Raw genomic sequence first — 17639 nt, 5'->3', positions numbered from 1 at the left:
CCCCCGGTGCGCTCCCCCGCCCTGCTCACCGCCCTGGCCCTCGCCGTCGCCGGCTACCAGATCAACGCCACCATGCTCTCGCCCGCGCTGCCGAACGTGATCGACAGCTTGGACACCACCAGCAGCGCCGGCGGGCTCTCCCAGACGTTGTTCTTCCTGTTCTCGGCCATCGGCCAGGTGACGCTGGCGCGGCTCAGCGACTACGTCGGCCGCCGGCGGATGCTCCTGGTGACCCTGGTGCTCGCACTGGCCGGCGAGCTGACCTGCGTCCTCGCGCCGAACATCGAGCTGTTCATCATCGGCCGGAGCCTGCAGGGCGTCTCCGCGGCGACGTTCACGCTGGCCTACCTGACGTTGCACGAATACCTCCCGCCGCGGAAGTTCGGCCGATCCCTGGGCATCATCACCGCGGTGAACGGCGGCATCGCCGGGATCGACACCGTCATCGGCGGTTCCGTCGCCGACTCCGTCGGATTCCGCGGGATCTTCCTCATCACCGGCCTGATCACGGTGATCGCGCTGGTCGCCGTCCACTTCTGGGTACCCGCCAGCGGGACCGCCACCGGGCGGATGGACTGGACCGGCGCGGCCCTGCTCGGCGTCGGGCTCACCGGCATCCTGCTCGCGCTGAACGAAGGAAGCAGCTGGGGCTGGTCGTCGGTGCCCACCTTGGCGCTGCTCATCGGCGGCGTGCTGGCCCTCGCGCTGTTCACGGTCGTCGAACGCGGCAACCGGAACGCGATCATCGACACCTCGGTGCTGGCCTCCCGAGCCGGCTGGCCCCTGCTGCTGACCACGATCTTCACCCTGGCCGGGGTGTTCGGGATGCTGAACTTCACCATCCCGCTGCTGACCCAGACCGCGGGAGAGGGCTACGGGCTCTCGGCGACCATGTCGGCCCTGCTGTACCTCACCCCCGCGTCGGCGCTCGGCGTCATCGCGGCACCGCTGGTCGGGCACTTCGGTCCCCGCATCGGCTGGCGGCGCTCGGTGCTGATCGGTGCCGTCGGCACGGCGGCCGCGCTGGTGCCGCTGGTGCTGGTGCCCCAGTCGCAGGTGGTCACCTTCGCCGCGCTCGCGGCGCTCGGCATCACCTACACCGGCTACATGCTGACCGCGCTCAACGGTCTCGCCGTGGCGCTCGCGCCGGAGGACAAGCCCGGCTCGCTGCCGGGGCTGAACGGAGCCTGCTTCGGCATCGGCGCCTCGCTGGGCATCGCCGTCGCCGCCAGCGCCGTCACCTCGACGAGCGGAGACGGCGCACCCACCTTCGACGCCTTCCACTCCGCGCTGTGGACCGGGGGCGGGTTCGTCGCCCTCGCGCTGATCACAGCGCTGCTGATCAAGACCCCGAAATCAGAGAAGAAATAGGAGGAGCACGTGACCGACGTACCAACCGCCGACCAGATCCGCCGCGCCCCGAAGGTGCTGCTGCACGACCACCTCGATGGCGGGTTGCGGCCTGAGACGGTCGCGGAGCTGGCCGAGCAGCAAGGTTACGACGCGCTGCCGGCCACGGGTTCGGACGAGATCCGCACGTGGTTCGCCGCGGCGACCGAAGCCGGTTCGCTGGAGGGGTACCTGGAGCGCTTCACCCACACGGTCGGCGTCATGCAGACCGCGCACGCCATCAGCAGGGTCGCCGCCGAGTGCGCCGAGGACCTGGCCGCGGACGGCGTCGTCTACGCCGAGGTCCGCTACGCCCCGGAACTGAGCACCCTGCAAGGGCTCTCGCTGGAGGAGGTCGTCGAAGCGATCCTCGACGGCTTCCGCCGCGGCGCGGCCCAGGCGCGCGCGGCGGGCAACCGCATCCGCATCGGCGTCCTGCTGTGCGCGATGCGCCAGGAGCTGAGGGCCAGGGAGATCGCCGAGCTCACCGTGAAGTACCGGGACGCGGGCGTCGTGGGATTCGACATCGCCGGCCCGGAAGCAGGATTCCCGCCCACCCGCTCGCTCGAGGCGTTCGAGTACCTGCGCAGGGAGAACTGCCACTTCACCATCCACGCCGGAGAGGGGTTCGGACTGCCGTCGATCTGGGAGTCCATCCAGTGGTGCGGCGCGGCCCGCCTGGGGCACGGCGTGCGCATCGTCGACGACATCGAGTTCGCCGACGACGGCAGCGCGCAGCTGGGCCGGCTGGCCTCGTTCGTCCGGGACCGGCGGATCCCCCTGGAGATGTGCCCGCGCTCCAACGTGCACACCGGCACGGTGCCGTCGGTGGCCGAGCACCCGATCGCGCTGCTGCGGAAGCTGAACTTCCGGGTCACCGTGAACACCGACAACCGCCTGATGAGCCAGACCTCGATGTCGGAGGAGTTCGGCGACCTCGTCGACACCTTCGGCTACTCGCTCGACGACCTGCAGTGGTTCACGGTCAACGCGATGAAGTCGGCGTTCATCCCGTTCGACCAGCGCCTGGCGCTGATCAACGAGGTCATCAAGCCCGGCTACGCGGCACTGCGCTCGGAAGCCCTCTTCGGACCCGTCGCCCACCACACCCCGGCCCTCGCCTGAGCCCACCGCGCCCACGCGGCACTCCCGACCCCCACCCGGGAGTGCCGCGTGCCCCGCGGCCATCCACTCGGCCACAACCAGCCCCGTGCGGTTGCACTACTGGCATAGGACTGCCCGGGGTCGCCACTCGTGATGCTGCGACGCCTGCTCGACGCCAGTCAGCGAGAAACCGCACAACGAAGTCGCGGCCGCGATGGTCGTTTCCCGCTTGACGGCGCGGTGACCGGGGCACGACTGGGCATCCCGGGCAACTGGACGGAGCCCGTGCTGTTCGGCTGAGACCGGCCGAGGTGCGGTAGCGATTCGCCGATGGGATCTTTCCCGGGTGAGACGGGTCGTGACGAGCAGGTGACGGGCTCGCGACCGCCGGCGCTAAGCTGGGACACTTCCCGCGAGGGAGGGCTTCCGGTGGAACGAGGAGGGGGTCGGCGTGCGTGGCACAGAGGTTCAGCCGCCTGCGGGCACGCAGGCGATCGGCAGGGCGCTGGCGGTGCTGAAACTGCTGGCGGCGGAGGGAACCGAACTCGGCCTCTCCGCCATCGCCTGTGAGCTCAACCTCTCGTCCGGTACGACGCACCGCATCGTGCGGGCGCTGAGCGCCGAGGGGCTCGTCGCGCACAACCCGCGCACCGACAGCTACTACCTCGGCACCGGAACGATCCTGCTCGGACAGGCCGCGCAGCGCGGGTTCGGCCTGGACAAGGCACTGCCGGTCCTCGAGCAGATCAACGCCGAAACGCAGGAGTCGGTCAACCTCGCGGTCCGGGAGGGCTCCGAGTCGGTGGTGATGCTGCGGGTGCAGTCGACGTTGCCACTGCGTTTCGAGCAGCACACCGGTGCCCGGTTCCCGCTGTACACCACCGCTTCGGGCAAGGCCATCCTGGCGTTCTCCTCGGACGCCGACGCCTACGTGTCCGGCCTGCCTCCGCGGTTGACGCAGCTCACCGAACGCACGCTGACCGACCCGGTCAAGCTCTCCGCGCAGCTCGACAAGATCCGGCGGCGCGGTTACAGCATCGACGAGGAGGAGAACGTCGCAGGCGTGCGCTGCGTCGGTGCACCGATCCTCGACGCCGATGGCCGCGCGCAGGCGGCCGTGGTGATCCAGGTTCCCACCGTGCGCATGCCCACCAAGCGGATTCGCGAGCTCGGCGAGCGCGTGGTGACCGCAGCCAAGGAGATCGCACAGTTCGTTCCCATCGACCGCATCATGTCCCGCTGACGCCGAGGGCTCGGGCGGTCAGCGTCGCCAGGTGCACGGGTTCGCTGTCGGAGAGCTGGCGGATCTGCGTGCGGCAGCTGAAGCCGTCGGCGTTCACAGCGGTGCCGTGCTGGGCCGCTCTCACGGCGGGCAGGAGCTGCTGTTCCGCACAGGCCACCGACACGTCGTAATGACCGCGCTCGAACCCGAAGTTGCCCGCGAGCCCGCAGCAACCCCCGTCCACCACGTCGATGTCCTCGACGACCCTGGCCAGCAGGGCGTGGTCGGCGTCGAAGCCCAGATCCGCGTGCTGGTGGCAGTGCACCTGGGTGAGCACCCGCCGCTCCCGGGAGATGACGGGCAGTTCCGGCACCCGGCCCACCTGCTCGGCGAAGCTGCGCACGGAGTCGGCCAGGAGAGGGACGCGATCGTCGTCGGGCAGCAGTTCGGCGGCGTCCGCGCGCAACAGCGCCGTGCAGCTCGGTTCGAGCCCGATCACCGGCACGCCCTGCTGGAGCCAGGGGTGCAGCACGTCCAACGAGCGACGCAGGACTCGTCGGGCGGTGCCGAGCTGCCCGGTGCTGTACCAGGTCAGACCACAGCAGGCACCGGTTTCGGGCAGGTGCACCGAATACCCCAGCGATTCCAGCACGGCTACCGCGTCACGGCCGGGTTTCGGGTCGAAGTGGTTGGTGAAGGTGTCCGGCCACAAGACCACCGGGGTGCCGTCCGCGACTTGTCGCTGCCGCGTGGCGAACCACTGCCGGAAGGTGGTGTCGGCCAACTCCGGGATCTCCCGCTCTCGAGCGATTCCTCCAACGCGCTTCAGCGCACCGGACAGCCGGGACCGGGTGAGCGCGTTGGCCAGCCGCGGAGCAGCCGAACCGATGCTGAGCCAGCGCGGCAGCGCCCCCATCGCGTAATGCGCGGCCGGGCGCAGTCGGCGCCGGTAGAAGCGGCTGAGGAACTCGGCTTTGTAGGTGGCCATGTCAACCCCCACCGGGCAGTCGGTTTTGCACCCCTTGCAGCCCAGGCAGAGGTCGAGCGCTTCGCGGACCTCCGGTGACCGCCAGCCACGGGTCACGACCTGGCCGGCCAGCATCTCGAACAGCAGCCGGGCACGTCCCCGCGTGGAGTGCTGTTCCTGCCTCGTGGCGCGGTAGCTGGGGCACATGACCCCACCCGAGGACGACAGGCACTCGCCCACGCCGACGCAGCGCCTCGAAGCTGCTGCGAGGTCGCCGCTGTCGGCGTGGAGGGCCAGCTCAGCGCGGGTGGGCAGCGTGGGCGGTGCGACTACCACGCGCAGGTCGGCGTCCAACGGGGCAGGATCCACCAGCCGTGAGGGGTTCATGCGCCCTTCCGGGTCGAACGCGGCCTTGAAATCCCGGAACGCCTCCATCATCCGGGTGGAGAACATCAGCGGCAGCAGCTCGCCTCTGGCCTGCCCGTCACCGTGCTCCCCGGACAGCGAACCGCCGTGGGCCACCACGAGTTCCGCCGCCTCGGTGAGGAAAACGCGGTACTGCTCGCGCGCTTCGGATGCGGTGAACGGGAAGTCGATGCGCACGTGCAGGCAGCCATCACCGAAGTGCCCGTAGACGACTCCGGTCCTGCCGTGCTCGTCCAGCAGGGTTTCGAACTCGCGGAGGTAGGAACCGAGCTGCTCGGGCGGCACGGCGGCGTCCTCCCATCCCGACCACGCTTCGGATCCATCGGCAAGCCTCGTGGCAAGCCCCGCCCCCTCTTCGCGGATGCGCCACAGCGCGCGCTGGTCGGCGGGTTCGACGACCAGGCGAGCACTGGCGCCGAGCTCGGGGGCGCGGTCGACCACTTGACGCGCGGCGTTCTCGGCCTCGGCCGGAGTTCCGCCGCCGGTTTCGAGGTAGAGCCACGCCGTTCCTCCTGGAAGCTCAGCGCGCCGTCCCGGCCGTCGGGCGTCCAGCGCGTCGACCAGGCGCACGTCGATGCCCTCCACGGTGATGGCGGGCAAGTCGAGCAGTGCGGGCACGGCTTCGGCCGCTGCGACGCAGTCTGGGAAGCCGAGCACCGCCAGCGCTCTGGCTGCTGGGGCAGCGACGAGATCCACGGTCGCGCTCAACACCACGGCGCAGGTTCCTTCGCTGCCGACCAGCGCTTTCGCGACGTCGAAACCGTTCTCCGGCAACAGGAATTCCAGGTTGTAACCGGACACCCGGCGGGGCAGCACCGGAAACCCCGTTCGGATGTCGGCCAAGTACCGGTCGCGCAACGACCGCAGGGCGCGGTAGAGCTCGCCCACGGCGTCGGTGCGCGCGCACAACCGTTCCAGCTCCGCGGGCGAGGTGCGGCCGACCTCGAGCCGGGTGCCGTCGTGCAGCGCGATCTCCAGCGACCGCACGTTGTCGACCGTCTTGCCCCAGGCCACCGAATGCGAGCCGCACGCGTTGTTGCCGATCATCCCGCCGAGGGTGCACCGGCTGTGCGTGGACGGGTCCGGGCCGAAGGTCAGCCCGTACCGCGCGGCCTCGGCCCGCAGGGCGTCGAGCACCACGCCGGGTTCGACGCGGGCAGTGCGCGACGCGGGGTCGATGCGCACGACCCGGTTGAGGTGACAGGTGAAATCGAGGATGACGGCCTCATTCGTGGCCTGCCCTCCGATGCTGGTCGCGGCCCCGCGCGGCAGCACGGCCACTCCCCTCTCGGCGCAGACGCGCAACGCGGCGAGCACGTCGTCGGCCGAACGCGGCCGGACCACGGCCAACGGGATGTGCCGATAGTTGGAAGCGTCGGTGGAATGGGTCGCCAGCGTGGCGGCGTCGGCGGCGACCTCACCGACCACCACCGCTCTCAACGCCTCCCACAGGGAGCTCTCGGTCGTTGTCATCGCCTCTCCTGTGGCTGGGGCTTCACAAAAGGTGTGACGGCACTTACAGTTTCTCCCCACATAGTGATCAGGTCACCCACATAGTGTCAACAAGAGGAGCGATGATGCTGCCGGACACACCTGAGAACGAGAACGTCTTCACCTGGGCGGCCCCTCCGCTGAAGTTCGGAGCGGGCGCCATCGACGAGATCGGCGCCGAGGTCGCCGCACGAGGCTCCTCCTCGTGCCTGGTCATCACCGACACGGGCGTGCTGGCCACCGGGTTTCCCTCCCGCATCGCGGAGAACCTGCGGAACGCCGGCATCACGACCGAGATCTTCGACGGCGTCGGCGTCGAACCCACCGACCTCAGCATCGAGGAAGCGGTCACCTTCGCGAGGCAACGGGAATGGGACTGCTTCGTCGCGGTCGGGGGTGGCTCCGCCCTCGACACCGCCAAGGCGGTCAACCTGCTGACCACCCACCCCGGAGAGCTGCTCGACTTCGTCGCGCCGCCGATCGGCGCGGGCAAAGCACCGTGGCTGCCGCTCAAACCGCTGATCGCCGTGCCGACCACGGCGGGCACCGGGTCGGAGTCCACCACGATCTGCGTGGTCGACCTGCTCGGGCTCCACCTCAAAGCCGGCGTGAGCCACCCTCGGCTGCGCCCCTCGCTGGCGGTGATCGACCCGCGGACGACGCTCAGCCTCCCTTCGCAGGTGACGGCCGCCAGCGGGATGGACGTGCTCTCGCACGCGCTGGAGAGCTACACCAGCGTGCCCTACGACGCCAAGCCCGCCCCCGACGACCCGATGCGCCGCCCCGCGTTCTGCGGCTCCAACCCGATCAGTGACGTCTGGTGCGAAACGGCGCTGTCGCTGGTCGGCAAGAACCTGCGACGCGCGGTGCACAACGGCCGCGACATGCACGCGCGGACGCAGATGGCGTTGGCGTCCACCTACGCGGGCACGGGATTCGGCAACGCGGGCACGCACCTGCCGCATGCCAACGCCTACCCGGTCGCAGGCGCGGTGAAGAGCTACCGGGCCGAGGGATACCCGGAGATGCCGATGGTGCCCCACGGCCAGGCCGTCTCCGCCACCGCAGCGGCCGTCTTCCGCTGGACCTACCCCGCTGACCCGGCCCGACACCTCCGCGCCGCCGAGCTGCTCACCGGCCGGACTTTCACGGCGACCGACGGCAAGGAGGCACTGCCCCACGTGCTCTCGGAACTGATGGCCGACATCGACATGCCGTCCGGACTGCGCAGCTTCGGCTACGACGAGTCTGATGTGGACACGCTCGTCGACGGCACGCTCAAGCAGACACGACAACTGGCCGTCGTACCCCGTTCGCTCGATCGCGCTGCAGCGGAAGAGATCTTCCGCCAATCCCTCTGACCCCGGCCCGTCAGGAGCGCCTCATGGCCCCACCCACCGCTTCCCGCGGCCCGGTCGACAAGCGAGACGTCCGACTGGTGGTCGCGTCCAGCGTCCTCGGTACCACCGTGGAGTGGTACGACTTCTTCCTCTACGGAACCGCCGCCGGCCTGGTGTTCAACAAGCTCTACTTCCCCAGCGGTGATCCGCTCGTGGGCACCCTGCTGTCGTTCGCGACGTTCGCCCTCGGATTCATCGCCCGGCCCGTCGGTGGTCTGGTCTTCGGGCACATCGGAGACCGGGTCGGCCGGAAGAAGACGCTCGTGGCCACGATGCTCATCATGGGACTGGCCACCTGCGCCATCGGACTCGTCCCGACCTACGCCGACATCGGCGTGTTCGCGCCCGTCCTGCTCGTGCTGCTGCGCCTGGCCCAGGGCGTTGCGATCGGCGGCGAGTGGGGTGGCGCGGTGCTGATGGCCGTGGAGTACGCACCGCCCGGCCGACGCGGGCTCTACGGCAGCTTCCCGCAGGTCGGGCTGGCGCTGGGACTGATGCTCGGCACCGGCGTCTTCGCCGCTCTGAGCGCGGCGATGAGCGACAGCGCGTTCCTCGCGTGGGGCTGGCGCATCGCCTTCCTGCTTTCGGCCGTCCTGGTGCTGGTCGGCATGGTCATCCGGCTCAAGGTCATGGAGACTCCAGCATTCCGCAAGCTCCAGGAGCACGAGCGGGAGTCGAGCGTGCCGGTCGTCGCGCTGGCCCGTGATCGCACCTCCCGCCGCCACGTGCTGCTGGGCATGGGCAGCAGGCTGACCGAGGGCATCGCCTTCAACGCGTGGGCGGTGTTCGCCATCGCCTACGGCACCGGCACTCTGGGCATGCCCGAGCAACCCTTGCTGATCGCGGTGATGGCCGCTTCCGCGGTGATGATCGTGTTCATCCCGCTGTTCGGCCGGTTGTCCGACCGGTTCGGACGCAGGCGCACGTTCGTCTTGGGTGCGGTCGCGACGGGTGCGCTGGCCCTCCCCACCTTCGCCGCCCTGGGCGTGGGAGATCCCTTGCTCATCACCGTCGCCCTCGTAGCGGTGCTCGGGATCGCCTATCCCGCCATGTACGGACCACAGGCCGCGTTCTACTCCGAACTGTTCCCCACGCACGTGCGCTGCACGGGAATTTCGTTCGTCTACCAGTTCTCCGGGATCTTCGCGTCGGGGTTCACGCCCCTGGTGCTGTCATCGCTGGTCGGCGCCGCAGGAGGCGGCTACCAGCTGGTGGTGCTGTACCTGGTCGTTGCCACCGCGGTGAGCGCCGCCTGCGCAGTGGCCATCCGGCGACGCGACCTCTGGACAGATGCCGAGAGGGCGACCGGAGCACAAGCCCTGCGCGAAGCAGCTCAATGATCGCCCGATGAAAATCGCTGCTCGTGAGTGGTTTCCGCCGATTCAGCGGAAACCACTCGCGAGCGCGGATCTGATCCACGATTGGCCACCATCCGAGGCAAGGTGCGTCTGATCCCCGGATCGCACCGAGATCCTGGCCCGGCGACGCCGCCCAGCCGCCGACGAACGGGGATGCCGATGTCGAGGAGGCTCGCCGAGCGCATCACCTGCTTGTGCTGCTGCGGCACGCGGGGGGCGTCCACGACAGCCTGCCCGAGAGCTCTTCTACCGCGTCAGGTTGCGCACCAAGAACGGCCGGTGGGGCGCGCACCCCACCGGCCATGGCCCGGTTCGGAACTCCCACCGCCGCCGGATCGTCCCGGCCTCGGACAAGACCTCCGCCGGCGGGCGTCGGTTTCGTGATGCTCATGCGGAGGTGAGAGTCACGACTCCTGCCGCGACCACCAAGCCGCAGGTGACCAGGCGGAATCGCGCCGGGTCGATCCGCGGTGCCAGCGCCGTTCCAGCCCAGTTGGCCGCCAGCGCACACGGCAGCCACCACCCGAGCAACTCCAGGTTGGCCGGGTCCACGCCGTCGCGGGCCAGCAGGATCGACAGCCCCACGATGTTGCTGAGGACGAAGTACACCGCGAGATCCGCGATGAAGCTGCGCTGGTCGGCGGCGTCCGCGGACAGACCCAGGGCGGGCGGAATCCCGTTCAGCGAGGTCGTGGTCGCCAGCGCTCCGCCTGCGAACCCCGACACCGCGTACCGCGCGAAGGAACCGCGCCGGGCACGAGGCCGCGACAGCACCATGATCGGTGCCGCGATCATGGCCAGCACGCCGGTACCGATGCGCAGGTGTTGCGGATCGAGCACCGCACCAACGCTCGCGCCGACCACCAGCCCGGGCAGACTCGCGGCGCTCAACGGCAACGCCCTGGGCCACCGGATGAACTGCCGCAGCCGGTAGACCACCTGGACCCGGGTGACCAGCGCGATCGTCAGGGTGACGGCGACCGCCGTCGACGGCGCGACACCGAGCACCAGCAGCAGCGGCGTGGCCACGATGTTGAAGCCGAACCCGGTCATGCCGCCGAGGAGCGCCGCCACGGTCACGATTCCGAGGCCACCGAGGATCACGGTGGTCAACGCGGCGCTTCCTCGAGCTCGATCATGTCAGCCATCTCCGTTCCTGGACACGTTCAGGCACTCATCCCCTGCCGTTCGGTCGCAGTCAGGTGGATGCGGGACCACGCGTTGTTGAAGTACCCCTTGGGATTCCAGAGGTGGGCCTCGTGTTCGGGCTGCACGGCAGCCGAAGTGTCCCAAGCTCGAGCGGTGATCTCCACATCTCCGGGCGGCAACTCGAGAGTGATCCGCCAGGGCGTCCAGGCCCACGGACTCGGAGGCTCGTCGAGCTCCGCTTGGAGCCAGCTCTGCCCTCCGTCGACCGAGACGTCCACGCGGGCGATTCCGCGATCGTCACCGGACAGCGCATACCCGGTGACCGCGGTGCGGCCGGCGGGGACGACGGCTCCGTCATCCGGCGCCAGGATTGCGGAGTTCACCGTCAGAGGCCCGAGCGCGAGCCCGTCGCCGGGCGGTGCGCTGTAGGGATCGATACCGGGCGGTAGAAGCCGGTAGGCGATGCTCTGGAAGAAGTTCTGCGATGGATCTGCCTGCACGCTGACGCGGTCGATCCACTTCACGCTGCGCGCCCCGATGAAGCCGGGAACGATCGCGCGGACGGGAGCTCCGTGGACGGCTGGTAGGGGACGCCCGTTCATCCCCCACGCCAGCAGCACCTCATCTCCAGTGGCTTTGGCGATCGGGATGGAAGCCCCGAAGCGCTGCGGCGGCGTGGCTTCCGGAGCTACGTCAGGGGCCTCGAAAGCGACGTGCTGGGCGGAGTTCTGCGCACCGGCGGCCGCGAGCACGTCGGTGAGGCGCGCTCCGGTCCAGGTCGCGGTGGAAGTCGCCCCTGGGCCCCAGGGGTGTCCGGGGATGTCGTGGACCTTGGCGAGTCCGGAACGACGGTTGCCCGCGCACTGCAAGGTCGCCACGACTTCGTGGTGCTCGAACCGATTCTGGAGGTCTTCCAAGGACATCTCAAGAGGCCGGTCCACCATCCCGTCGACCGACAGCCGCCACAGCCGAGGATCCAGCTCGGGCACCGGACCGTGGTTGCGGACGTAGAAGTCCTCGGTGCTGGTCACCGGCTGCTGAACCAGCACGGCCAACGAGGACTCGGCGTTGAACGGTTCGCTCTGATGCACGATCACGTCATGGCTCTTGCCCCATGCGGTGCCGGATCGCTCGGTCACACCTGGCTCCTCTTCCCTCAGGTACTTGTCCATTCGAATGCCGTTGCCGGAAGCTGCGATGTGCGCTCGACGCGAGACCGAATCCGGCCGGCAACGCTGCGGTGGGATCACCGCACGACGAGCGCAGAAGCGAGCAGCGGACGCTCCGGAGACCCGGCTGCGGGTGAGCCGGTCCCGTCTTCGATCTCGTGTGCCGGGACCGGCTCACCCGCGGCGTCCACGCCGCCGATCAGACGTAGTCCTGGTACTTGTCCAGGTAACGCACCGGCTTGCGCAGGGCATCGCGGCGGAAAGGATCGCCCAGCTCGCGGGTGCACATGATCTCCACGACGGTGGTGACGCCCTCGTTCATCTGCCGTTCCACGGCCTTCTGCAGCGCGGGACCCACCTCGTCGAGCTTGTCCACCACGACGCCCTCGGCGCCCATGGCCTGGCCGATCTTGGCGAAGCTGTCGGTCTCCAGCTCCTCGGCGACGAATCGCCGGTTGTAGAAGTCCACCTGGTTCTTCTTCTCCGCACCCCACTGGCGGTTGTGGAACACCACCGCCGTGACAGGGATGTCGTGGCGGACGGCCGTGAGGATCTCGCCCATGCTCATGGCCCAAGCGCCGTCACCGGCGTAGGCGATCGCGGGGCGATCCGGGGCAGCTGCCTTGGCTCCGATGATCGTCGGCAGCGCGTAGCCGCAGTTGCCGAAGCTCATCGGCGCGAAGAAGCTGCGCGGCCGCTCGAACCTCAGGTAGCTGTTCGCCACCGAGTTGATGTTGCCGATGTCGGTGGAGACCATGACGTCCTCCGGCATCGCCTTCTCCAGCTCGCGCAGCACCTGGCGCGGGTGGAGCCAGTTGCCTTCCTCCTGCTCCTGCTCGGCGATCATGTCGAGGCTGTAGGGGTCGGTCTCGTGGGTCCACTCGTCCAGCTCGGCCTCCCACGCGTCCTTCTCCGCCCGCATCGTGGCGGCGCGCTGCTCGCGCGTCGCGTCACACGCCAGCTCGCGGTCGGCGAGGCGCTCGGCCAGGACTCCCGCGGCGGCCCCCGCGTCGCCGCAGATGCCGACGGCGATCTTCTTGACCAGGCCGAGCATCTTGTGGTCGGCATCGATCTGGATGATCTTCGCGTTGGTCGGCCAGTAATCGAGCCCGTGCTGCGGGAGCGTGCCGAACGGCCCGAGCCGGGTCCCGAGGGCGACGACGACGTCGGCCTGGGAGAGCAGCTTCATGGCCGCCTTCGACCCCTGGTACCCCAGCGGCCCGCACCACTGCGGGTGGCTCGCGGGGAACGAGTCGTTGTGCAGGTAGCTGTTGACCACGGGTGCACCGAGCCGTTCGGCGAGCTGCCGGCACTCGTCGACGGCATCGGCCATGACGACGCCGCCGCCGGAGATCACCACCGGGAACTCCGCCTCGGCCAAGAGCTCGACGGCCTCGGACAGGCTCTGCTCGCCACCCGGTCCGCGGTCGAGCCGGCTCGGCTGCGGGACTTCGGTGGTGATCTCGCCGTAGAAGTGGTCGCGCGGGATGTTGAGCTGGGTCGGTCCGATCTCCGACAAGGCCCGGTCGAAGCACCGGCCGGTGTACTCGGCCATCCGGGCCGGGTTGTTCACGTGCCCCTGGTACTTGGTGAACTCCTGGAACATGGGCAGCTGATTGGCTTCCTGGAAGCCGCCCAGTCCGGTGCCCGTGGTTCCCGCCTCGGGCGTCACGATCACCACCGGGCTGTGCGCCCAGTACGCCGCCGCGATCGCCGTCACGCAGTTGCTGATGCCTGGACCGTTCTGCCCGATCACGACGCCGTGACGACCGCTGACCCGGGCGTAGCCGTCGGCCATGTGCCCGGCACCCTGCTCGTGGACCACCGGAACCAGCCGGATACCGGCAGGCGCGAAGATGTCCATGGCATCCATGAAGGCCGAGCCCATGATGCCGAAGACGTCGGTGACGTCATTGGCGACCATCGTCTCCACGAACGCCTCGGACGGGGTCATCCGCTGCTGCCCGGAGACGACCGTCCGGCTTGCCCCGTCGGTGTTGTCGGTCATTGGGACTCCTCTCGTGCCGGGATCTGGAACTGGCGATCGAGTTTGAATATTCGGTACGCCACGTCCCTTAAATCAAGACACGACGGTAGGGTGCCACCCCGTCGGAGTCAATGGATGTACCGTTAATTAGAACCCCATGTACTGATTTCCGGTACCTTGTAGGATGATGGCTCGATGGAACCGATTCGTGAGATCGAGGTAGCCGCCGAGCTCCGCGGCGAGACGCCCGCCATGCGGCTGTTCGCACTGCTGGAGCTCATCGCCGCCAAGGACGAGTTCGTCTCCTTGCAAGGACTCGTCGACGAGACCGGCATGCCCAAGCCGACCGTGCACCGCATGCTGCAGCAGCTCGAGAGCGGAGGTCTGCTGATCCGCCAAGCCGACGGCCGCCACTACGGGACGGGGAGCCGCCTGCGCCGGTTGGCCGAGAACCTGCTGCTCAACGCCACCCAGCACGGTGCCCGGCACGCGGTGCTGCGCGACCTCGTCGAGCGACTCGGTGAAAGCTGCAACATCACAGCGCTGAGCGGAGGCGAGGTGGTCTACCTCGATCGCGTCGAAACACCAGAGCCGCTGCGCTTCTACCTGAGGCCGGGATCCCGGGTGCCCATCCACTGCTCCGCCAGCGGCAAGATGATCCTCTCCCAGCTCAGCGCGGCGCAGCGCCGCAAGCTGCTCGCCCACGCACCGCTCACGCAGTACACGCGCACGACCATCACCGAGCTCGACGCTCTGGAAGTCGAGCTCGAGCGCGTCCACGACGACGGCTTCGCCATCGACAACGAGGAATTCCTCCCCGGCCTGGTGTGCGCGGCGGTGCTCGTCCCGACCGGCAGCAGCCGATCCAACCTCTGCGTGGCCGCGCAGGCGCCGGTGATGCGCCTGACCGCGGAACGAGCTCCAGACCTCGTCCCCGCCTTGCGCGAGGCCGCCGAGGCCATCGGCCGCATCGAGTCCGAGGGATCGGGCTCGCCCGCAGACTGACCCACCCGGTACAGGATGAGGAGCCGGCATGACGCTCACCCACCCCGACACCACAGTCACCGCCAGGGAAGCCTTCGGGCTCGACACCGATCTCGTGGTCCCCTCATTCGGGGAACCCGACGAACACGTGCCCGACATCGACACCGGCTACCGGTTCAACCCCGACGTCACCAGGGCGCTGCTGGCCGGGTTCACCCGCAACCGGCGGGTGCTCGTCCAGGGACTGCACGGCACGGGGAAGTCCACCCACGTCGAACAAGTCGCCGCACGCTTGAACTGGCCCTGCGTGCGCGTCAACCTCGACGGCCACATCAGCCGCCTCGATCTCGTCGGCCGCGACGCCGTCGTGGTGCGCGACGGCAAGCAGGTCACCGAGTTCCAGGAAGGGATCGTTCCCTGGGCCTTGCAACGACCCGTGGCGCTGATCTTCGACGAGTACGACGCCGGTCGCCCGGACGTGATGTTCGTGTTGCAGCGACTGCTCGAGCGCGACGGCAAGCTCACCCTGACCGACCAGAACCGGGTCCTGACCCCACATCCCAGCTTCCGGATGTTCGCCACCGCCAACACCGTCGGTCTCGGCAACCTCAACGGTCTCTACCACGGGGCGCAGCGCCTCAACCACGCCCAGATCGACCGCTGGGACATCGTGGCCGCGCTCGACCACCTCCCCGCCGACGACGAGATCTCCATCGTGCAGGCCCGCGTGCCACACCTGCGCGGCCGCGCCGGACACGACCTCGCCGCCTCGATGGTGGCCGTCGCCAACCTGACCCGCCAGGCCTTCCGAGTCGGGGACCTGTCGACCCTCATGTCACCGCGCACCGTGATCAGCTGGGCGGAGAACCTCGAGATCTTCGGCGACACCGCCCTGGCGTTCCGGTTGTCGTTCCTCAACAAGTGCGACGAGGCCGAGCGCCCGCTGATCGCCGAGTACTTCCAGCGCTGCCTCGATCTCGAGCTCGACACGTCCTCCGCGGAGCTGGGCACCGCGGCGTGAAGCCGAGCCGCTCCGTCGCCGAACTCCGACCTGGTGAGGAATATCGTGGACAGCACGACGAACGGCGCCCGAGAACAGCAGCGCGTCGAGGAACTCTGCGCCGCAGCCATCCGCGCCCTCACCGGCGAACCGGGGCTTCGGTTCCGCGGCGGGCGGCTGCACCGCGGCCACACCCGCCTGCCGATCGGCGCCCCGCACCTGCACCCGGGCGCCGGGGACGATCTCGGATCGTTTCGGGGCGCGGCCGACGGTTTGGCGTTGCGCGTGCGGCACTCCGACGCCGAGCTGCACCGGGCTCTCCGGCCCGCCGAACCCATCCCTCGGCTGGTCTTCGACATGCTCGAGCAGTTCCGGGTCGAAGCGCTGGCCCCGGAACACCTGCCCGGCGTCGTCACCAACCTGCGACACCGGCACGTCTCGTGGTCCCTGGAGTTCCACCACAGCGGCCTGACCGAGACCGCTCGCGGCCTGCTCCTCTACACCGTGGCTCAGGTCTGCCGAGCTCGCGTCACCGGGCAACCCGTCGTTCCGGAAACGCGCGACGTCATCGAGCACACCAGGGCGGGCCTGGCCACGAGGATCGGCGGGAGCCTGGCTGGGCTTCGCCGGCACCGCCGCGAACAGGCGCGCCACGCCGATCACGCGCGCGACATCGCCGACCTCGTCGGGGAGATGCTGGGCGCGGCCGACGGAGACGGCACAGCCGTCCGGCGCCGCAACGGATCTCTCGCGGGGATGCCGCTCGTCAGCGACGAGGAGGGCGACGACGCGCCTGTGCCCACCGCCGAGACCGGGCCGAGCCGCACGCTCGACGCGGGGGCCGGGTATCGGGTGTTCACCACGGCCCACGACCGCGAGCAGGCGGCGTCCTCGCTCGTGCGCCCCGAGCTGCTGGCGCAGTACCGGCGGCAGCTCGACCGCAGCATCGCCGCCCGGGGATTGAACCTCGCCCGACTGGCTCGCGAACTCCGGGCACTGTTCGCCGAGCCCGCCGTCAGCGGTTGGGACGGCGCCCAGGAGGAGGGGCGTCTGGACGGACGTCGGGTGGCCCAGCTCGTCGCCGCCCCGGCCGAGCGACGCCTGTTCCGCACCGAACGAGTCGAACCGGTCACCGACTGCCTGATGACCTTCCTCGTCGACTGCTCCGGATCGATGAAGCAGCACGCCGAATCCGTGGCGGTCCTCGTCGATGTCCTCTCCCGGGCGCTCGAACGGATCGGAGCCACCAGCGAGATCCTCGGTTTCACCACCGGCGCGTGGAACGGTGGCCGAGCCATGCAGGACTGGCGACGTGCTGGTCGCCCCCCGCACCCGGGGCGTCTCAACGAACGCCGTCACCTCATCTTCAAGGACGCGGAGACCTCCTGGCGCCGGGCACGTCCCACCATCGCGGCGCTGCTCAAGACCGATCTGTACCGGGAAGGCGCCGACGGTGAGGCCGTCGCGTGGGCCTGCGACCGCGCGCGGAAGCACCACGAGCGCAACCGAATCCTGGTGGTCGTCTCCGACGGCAGCCCGATGGACAGCGCGACGAACCTGACCAACGACGAGCACTACCTCGACCAGCACCTCGCCGAGGTCGTGCGACGCGAGGAACGAGCGGGGGCGATGCGCATCCACGGGCTCGGAGTCGGCCTCGACCTGAGCGCCCACTACGGCCGTTCCCACGCGTTGGACTTGTCCGGCGGGGTCGGCAACGGCGTGCTCGCCGAGGTCGTCGGGCTGCTCTCCGGGACACGACACCGATAACCACCGCGCGGGTCGCCCGGAACAGCGGGAGCTCGCCCCAACCGGTTGGACCGCCCAGCCGGGCCGTCAGAGCGCCGGCGGCCCCGCGATGCGGAGATCCCAGCCGCAGCAGCGCCGAGTCACCACCGGCTGCCGAATCCTCAACTCCGCGTGGAGCTCGCAGACCAGGGCACCCAGCGCTCACCGCCACCGAACCGGATTCGTGGCCGAGGTCCGATGTGCA

General features: G+C 69.4%; 12 protein-coding genes. 8 read left to right on the top strand and 4 right to left on the bottom strand.

What is annotated here, in order from left to right; translation table 11 throughout:
* The 3 genes from E1202_RS11585 to E1202_RS11575 form a co-directional block, all read left to right on the top strand.
* Positions 1 to 1371 (top strand): MFS transporter (locus E1202_RS11585; RefSeq protein ID WP_408006237.1); only part of this gene is annotated, 1371 nt, incomplete at its 5' end.
* A gap of 9 nt (positions 1372 to 1380) precedes the next feature.
* Positions 1381 to 2514, top strand: coding sequence for an adenosine deaminase (locus E1202_RS11580; RefSeq protein WP_132682844.1), 1134 nt, complete (start codon positions 1381 to 1383; stop codon positions 2512 to 2514).
* Between the two features lie 430 nt (positions 2515 to 2944).
* Positions 2945 to 3736: an IclR family transcriptional regulator gene (locus E1202_RS11575; protein WP_132682843.1), complete on the top strand. Its 792-nt coding sequence runs from the start codon at positions 2945 to 2947 to the stop codon at positions 3734 to 3736.
* On the opposite strand, the gene E1202_RS11570 is transcribed toward E1202_RS11575, so the two are convergent.
* Entirely contained in the window at positions 3723 to 6581 is a 2859-nt protein-coding gene (locus E1202_RS11570) for an FAD-binding and (Fe-S)-binding domain-containing protein (RefSeq protein ID WP_132682841.1), read from the bottom strand. The genes E1202_RS11575 and E1202_RS11570 overlap by 14 nt on opposite strands.
* A gap of 104 nt (positions 6582 to 6685) precedes the next feature.
* Here E1202_RS11570 and E1202_RS11565 point away from each other — a divergent pair, with 104 nt between their 5' ends.
* Both E1202_RS11565 and E1202_RS11560 read left to right on the top strand, forming a co-directional pair.
* A complete protein-coding gene (locus E1202_RS11565) occupies positions 6686 to 7960 on the top strand; it encodes a hydroxyacid-oxoacid transhydrogenase (RefSeq protein ID WP_165943829.1) in 1275 nt (424 codons plus the stop codon).
* A 23-nt stretch (positions 7961 to 7983) separates the two neighbouring features.
* On the top strand, positions 7984 to 9339 hold the full coding sequence (locus E1202_RS11560) for an MFS transporter (protein WP_132682838.1): 1356 nt from the start codon (positions 7984 to 7986) through the stop codon (positions 9337 to 9339).
* 405 nt (positions 9340 to 9744) lie between these two features.
* On the opposite strand, the gene E1202_RS11555 is transcribed toward E1202_RS11560, so the two are convergent.
* From E1202_RS11555 to xsc, 3 genes are all read right to left on the bottom strand, one after another.
* Complete coding sequence (locus E1202_RS11555) at positions 9745 to 10461, bottom strand: sulfite exporter TauE/SafE family protein (protein ID WP_235878079.1); 717 nt, start codon at positions 10459 to 10461, stop codon at positions 9745 to 9747.
* Positions 10462 to 10523: 62 nt separating this feature from the next.
* A complete protein-coding gene (locus tag E1202_RS11550; RefSeq protein ID WP_235878075.1) occupies positions 10524 to 11645 on the bottom strand; it encodes a sulfite oxidase in 1122 nt (373 codons plus the stop codon).
* A gap of 229 nt (positions 11646 to 11874) precedes the next feature.
* Positions 11875 to 13683 carry a sulfoacetaldehyde acetyltransferase gene (gene xsc, locus E1202_RS11545; protein ID WP_132682833.1) on the bottom strand — a complete coding sequence of 603 codons (1809 nt, stop codon included), beginning with the start codon at positions 13681 to 13683 and terminating at the stop codon, positions 11875 to 11877.
* 174 nt (positions 13684 to 13857) lie between these two features.
* Between xsc and E1202_RS11540 the strand changes: the two genes are divergently transcribed.
* Genes E1202_RS11540 through E1202_RS11530 form a run of 3 tightly spaced genes read left to right on the top strand, consistent with a single transcriptional unit; the run spans position 13858 to position 17416 of the window.
* Positions 13858 to 14667 carry an IclR family transcriptional regulator gene (locus E1202_RS11540; protein ID WP_132682831.1) on the top strand — a complete coding sequence of 270 codons (810 nt, stop codon included), beginning with the start codon at positions 13858 to 13860 and terminating at the stop codon, positions 14665 to 14667.
* Positions 14668 to 14695: 28 nt separating this feature from the next.
* Entirely contained in the window at positions 14696 to 15667 is a 972-nt protein-coding gene (locus E1202_RS11535; RefSeq protein WP_132682830.1) for an AAA family ATPase, read from the top strand.
* A gap of 45 nt (positions 15668 to 15712) precedes the next feature.
* Positions 15713 to 17416, top strand: a complete 1704-nt coding sequence (locus tag E1202_RS11530; protein ID WP_207918567.1) for a cobaltochelatase CobT-related protein — start codon at positions 15713 to 15715, stop codon at positions 17414 to 17416.
* Positions 17417 to 17639: the final 223 nt, after the last annotated feature.

It is taken from the genome of Saccharopolyspora karakumensis (assembly GCF_004349225.1).
Classification (GTDB): domain Bacteria; phylum Actinomycetota; class Actinomycetes; order Mycobacteriales; family Pseudonocardiaceae; genus Saccharopolyspora; species Saccharopolyspora endophytica.
This window is presented reverse-complemented; position numbering and strand designations above follow the sequence as displayed.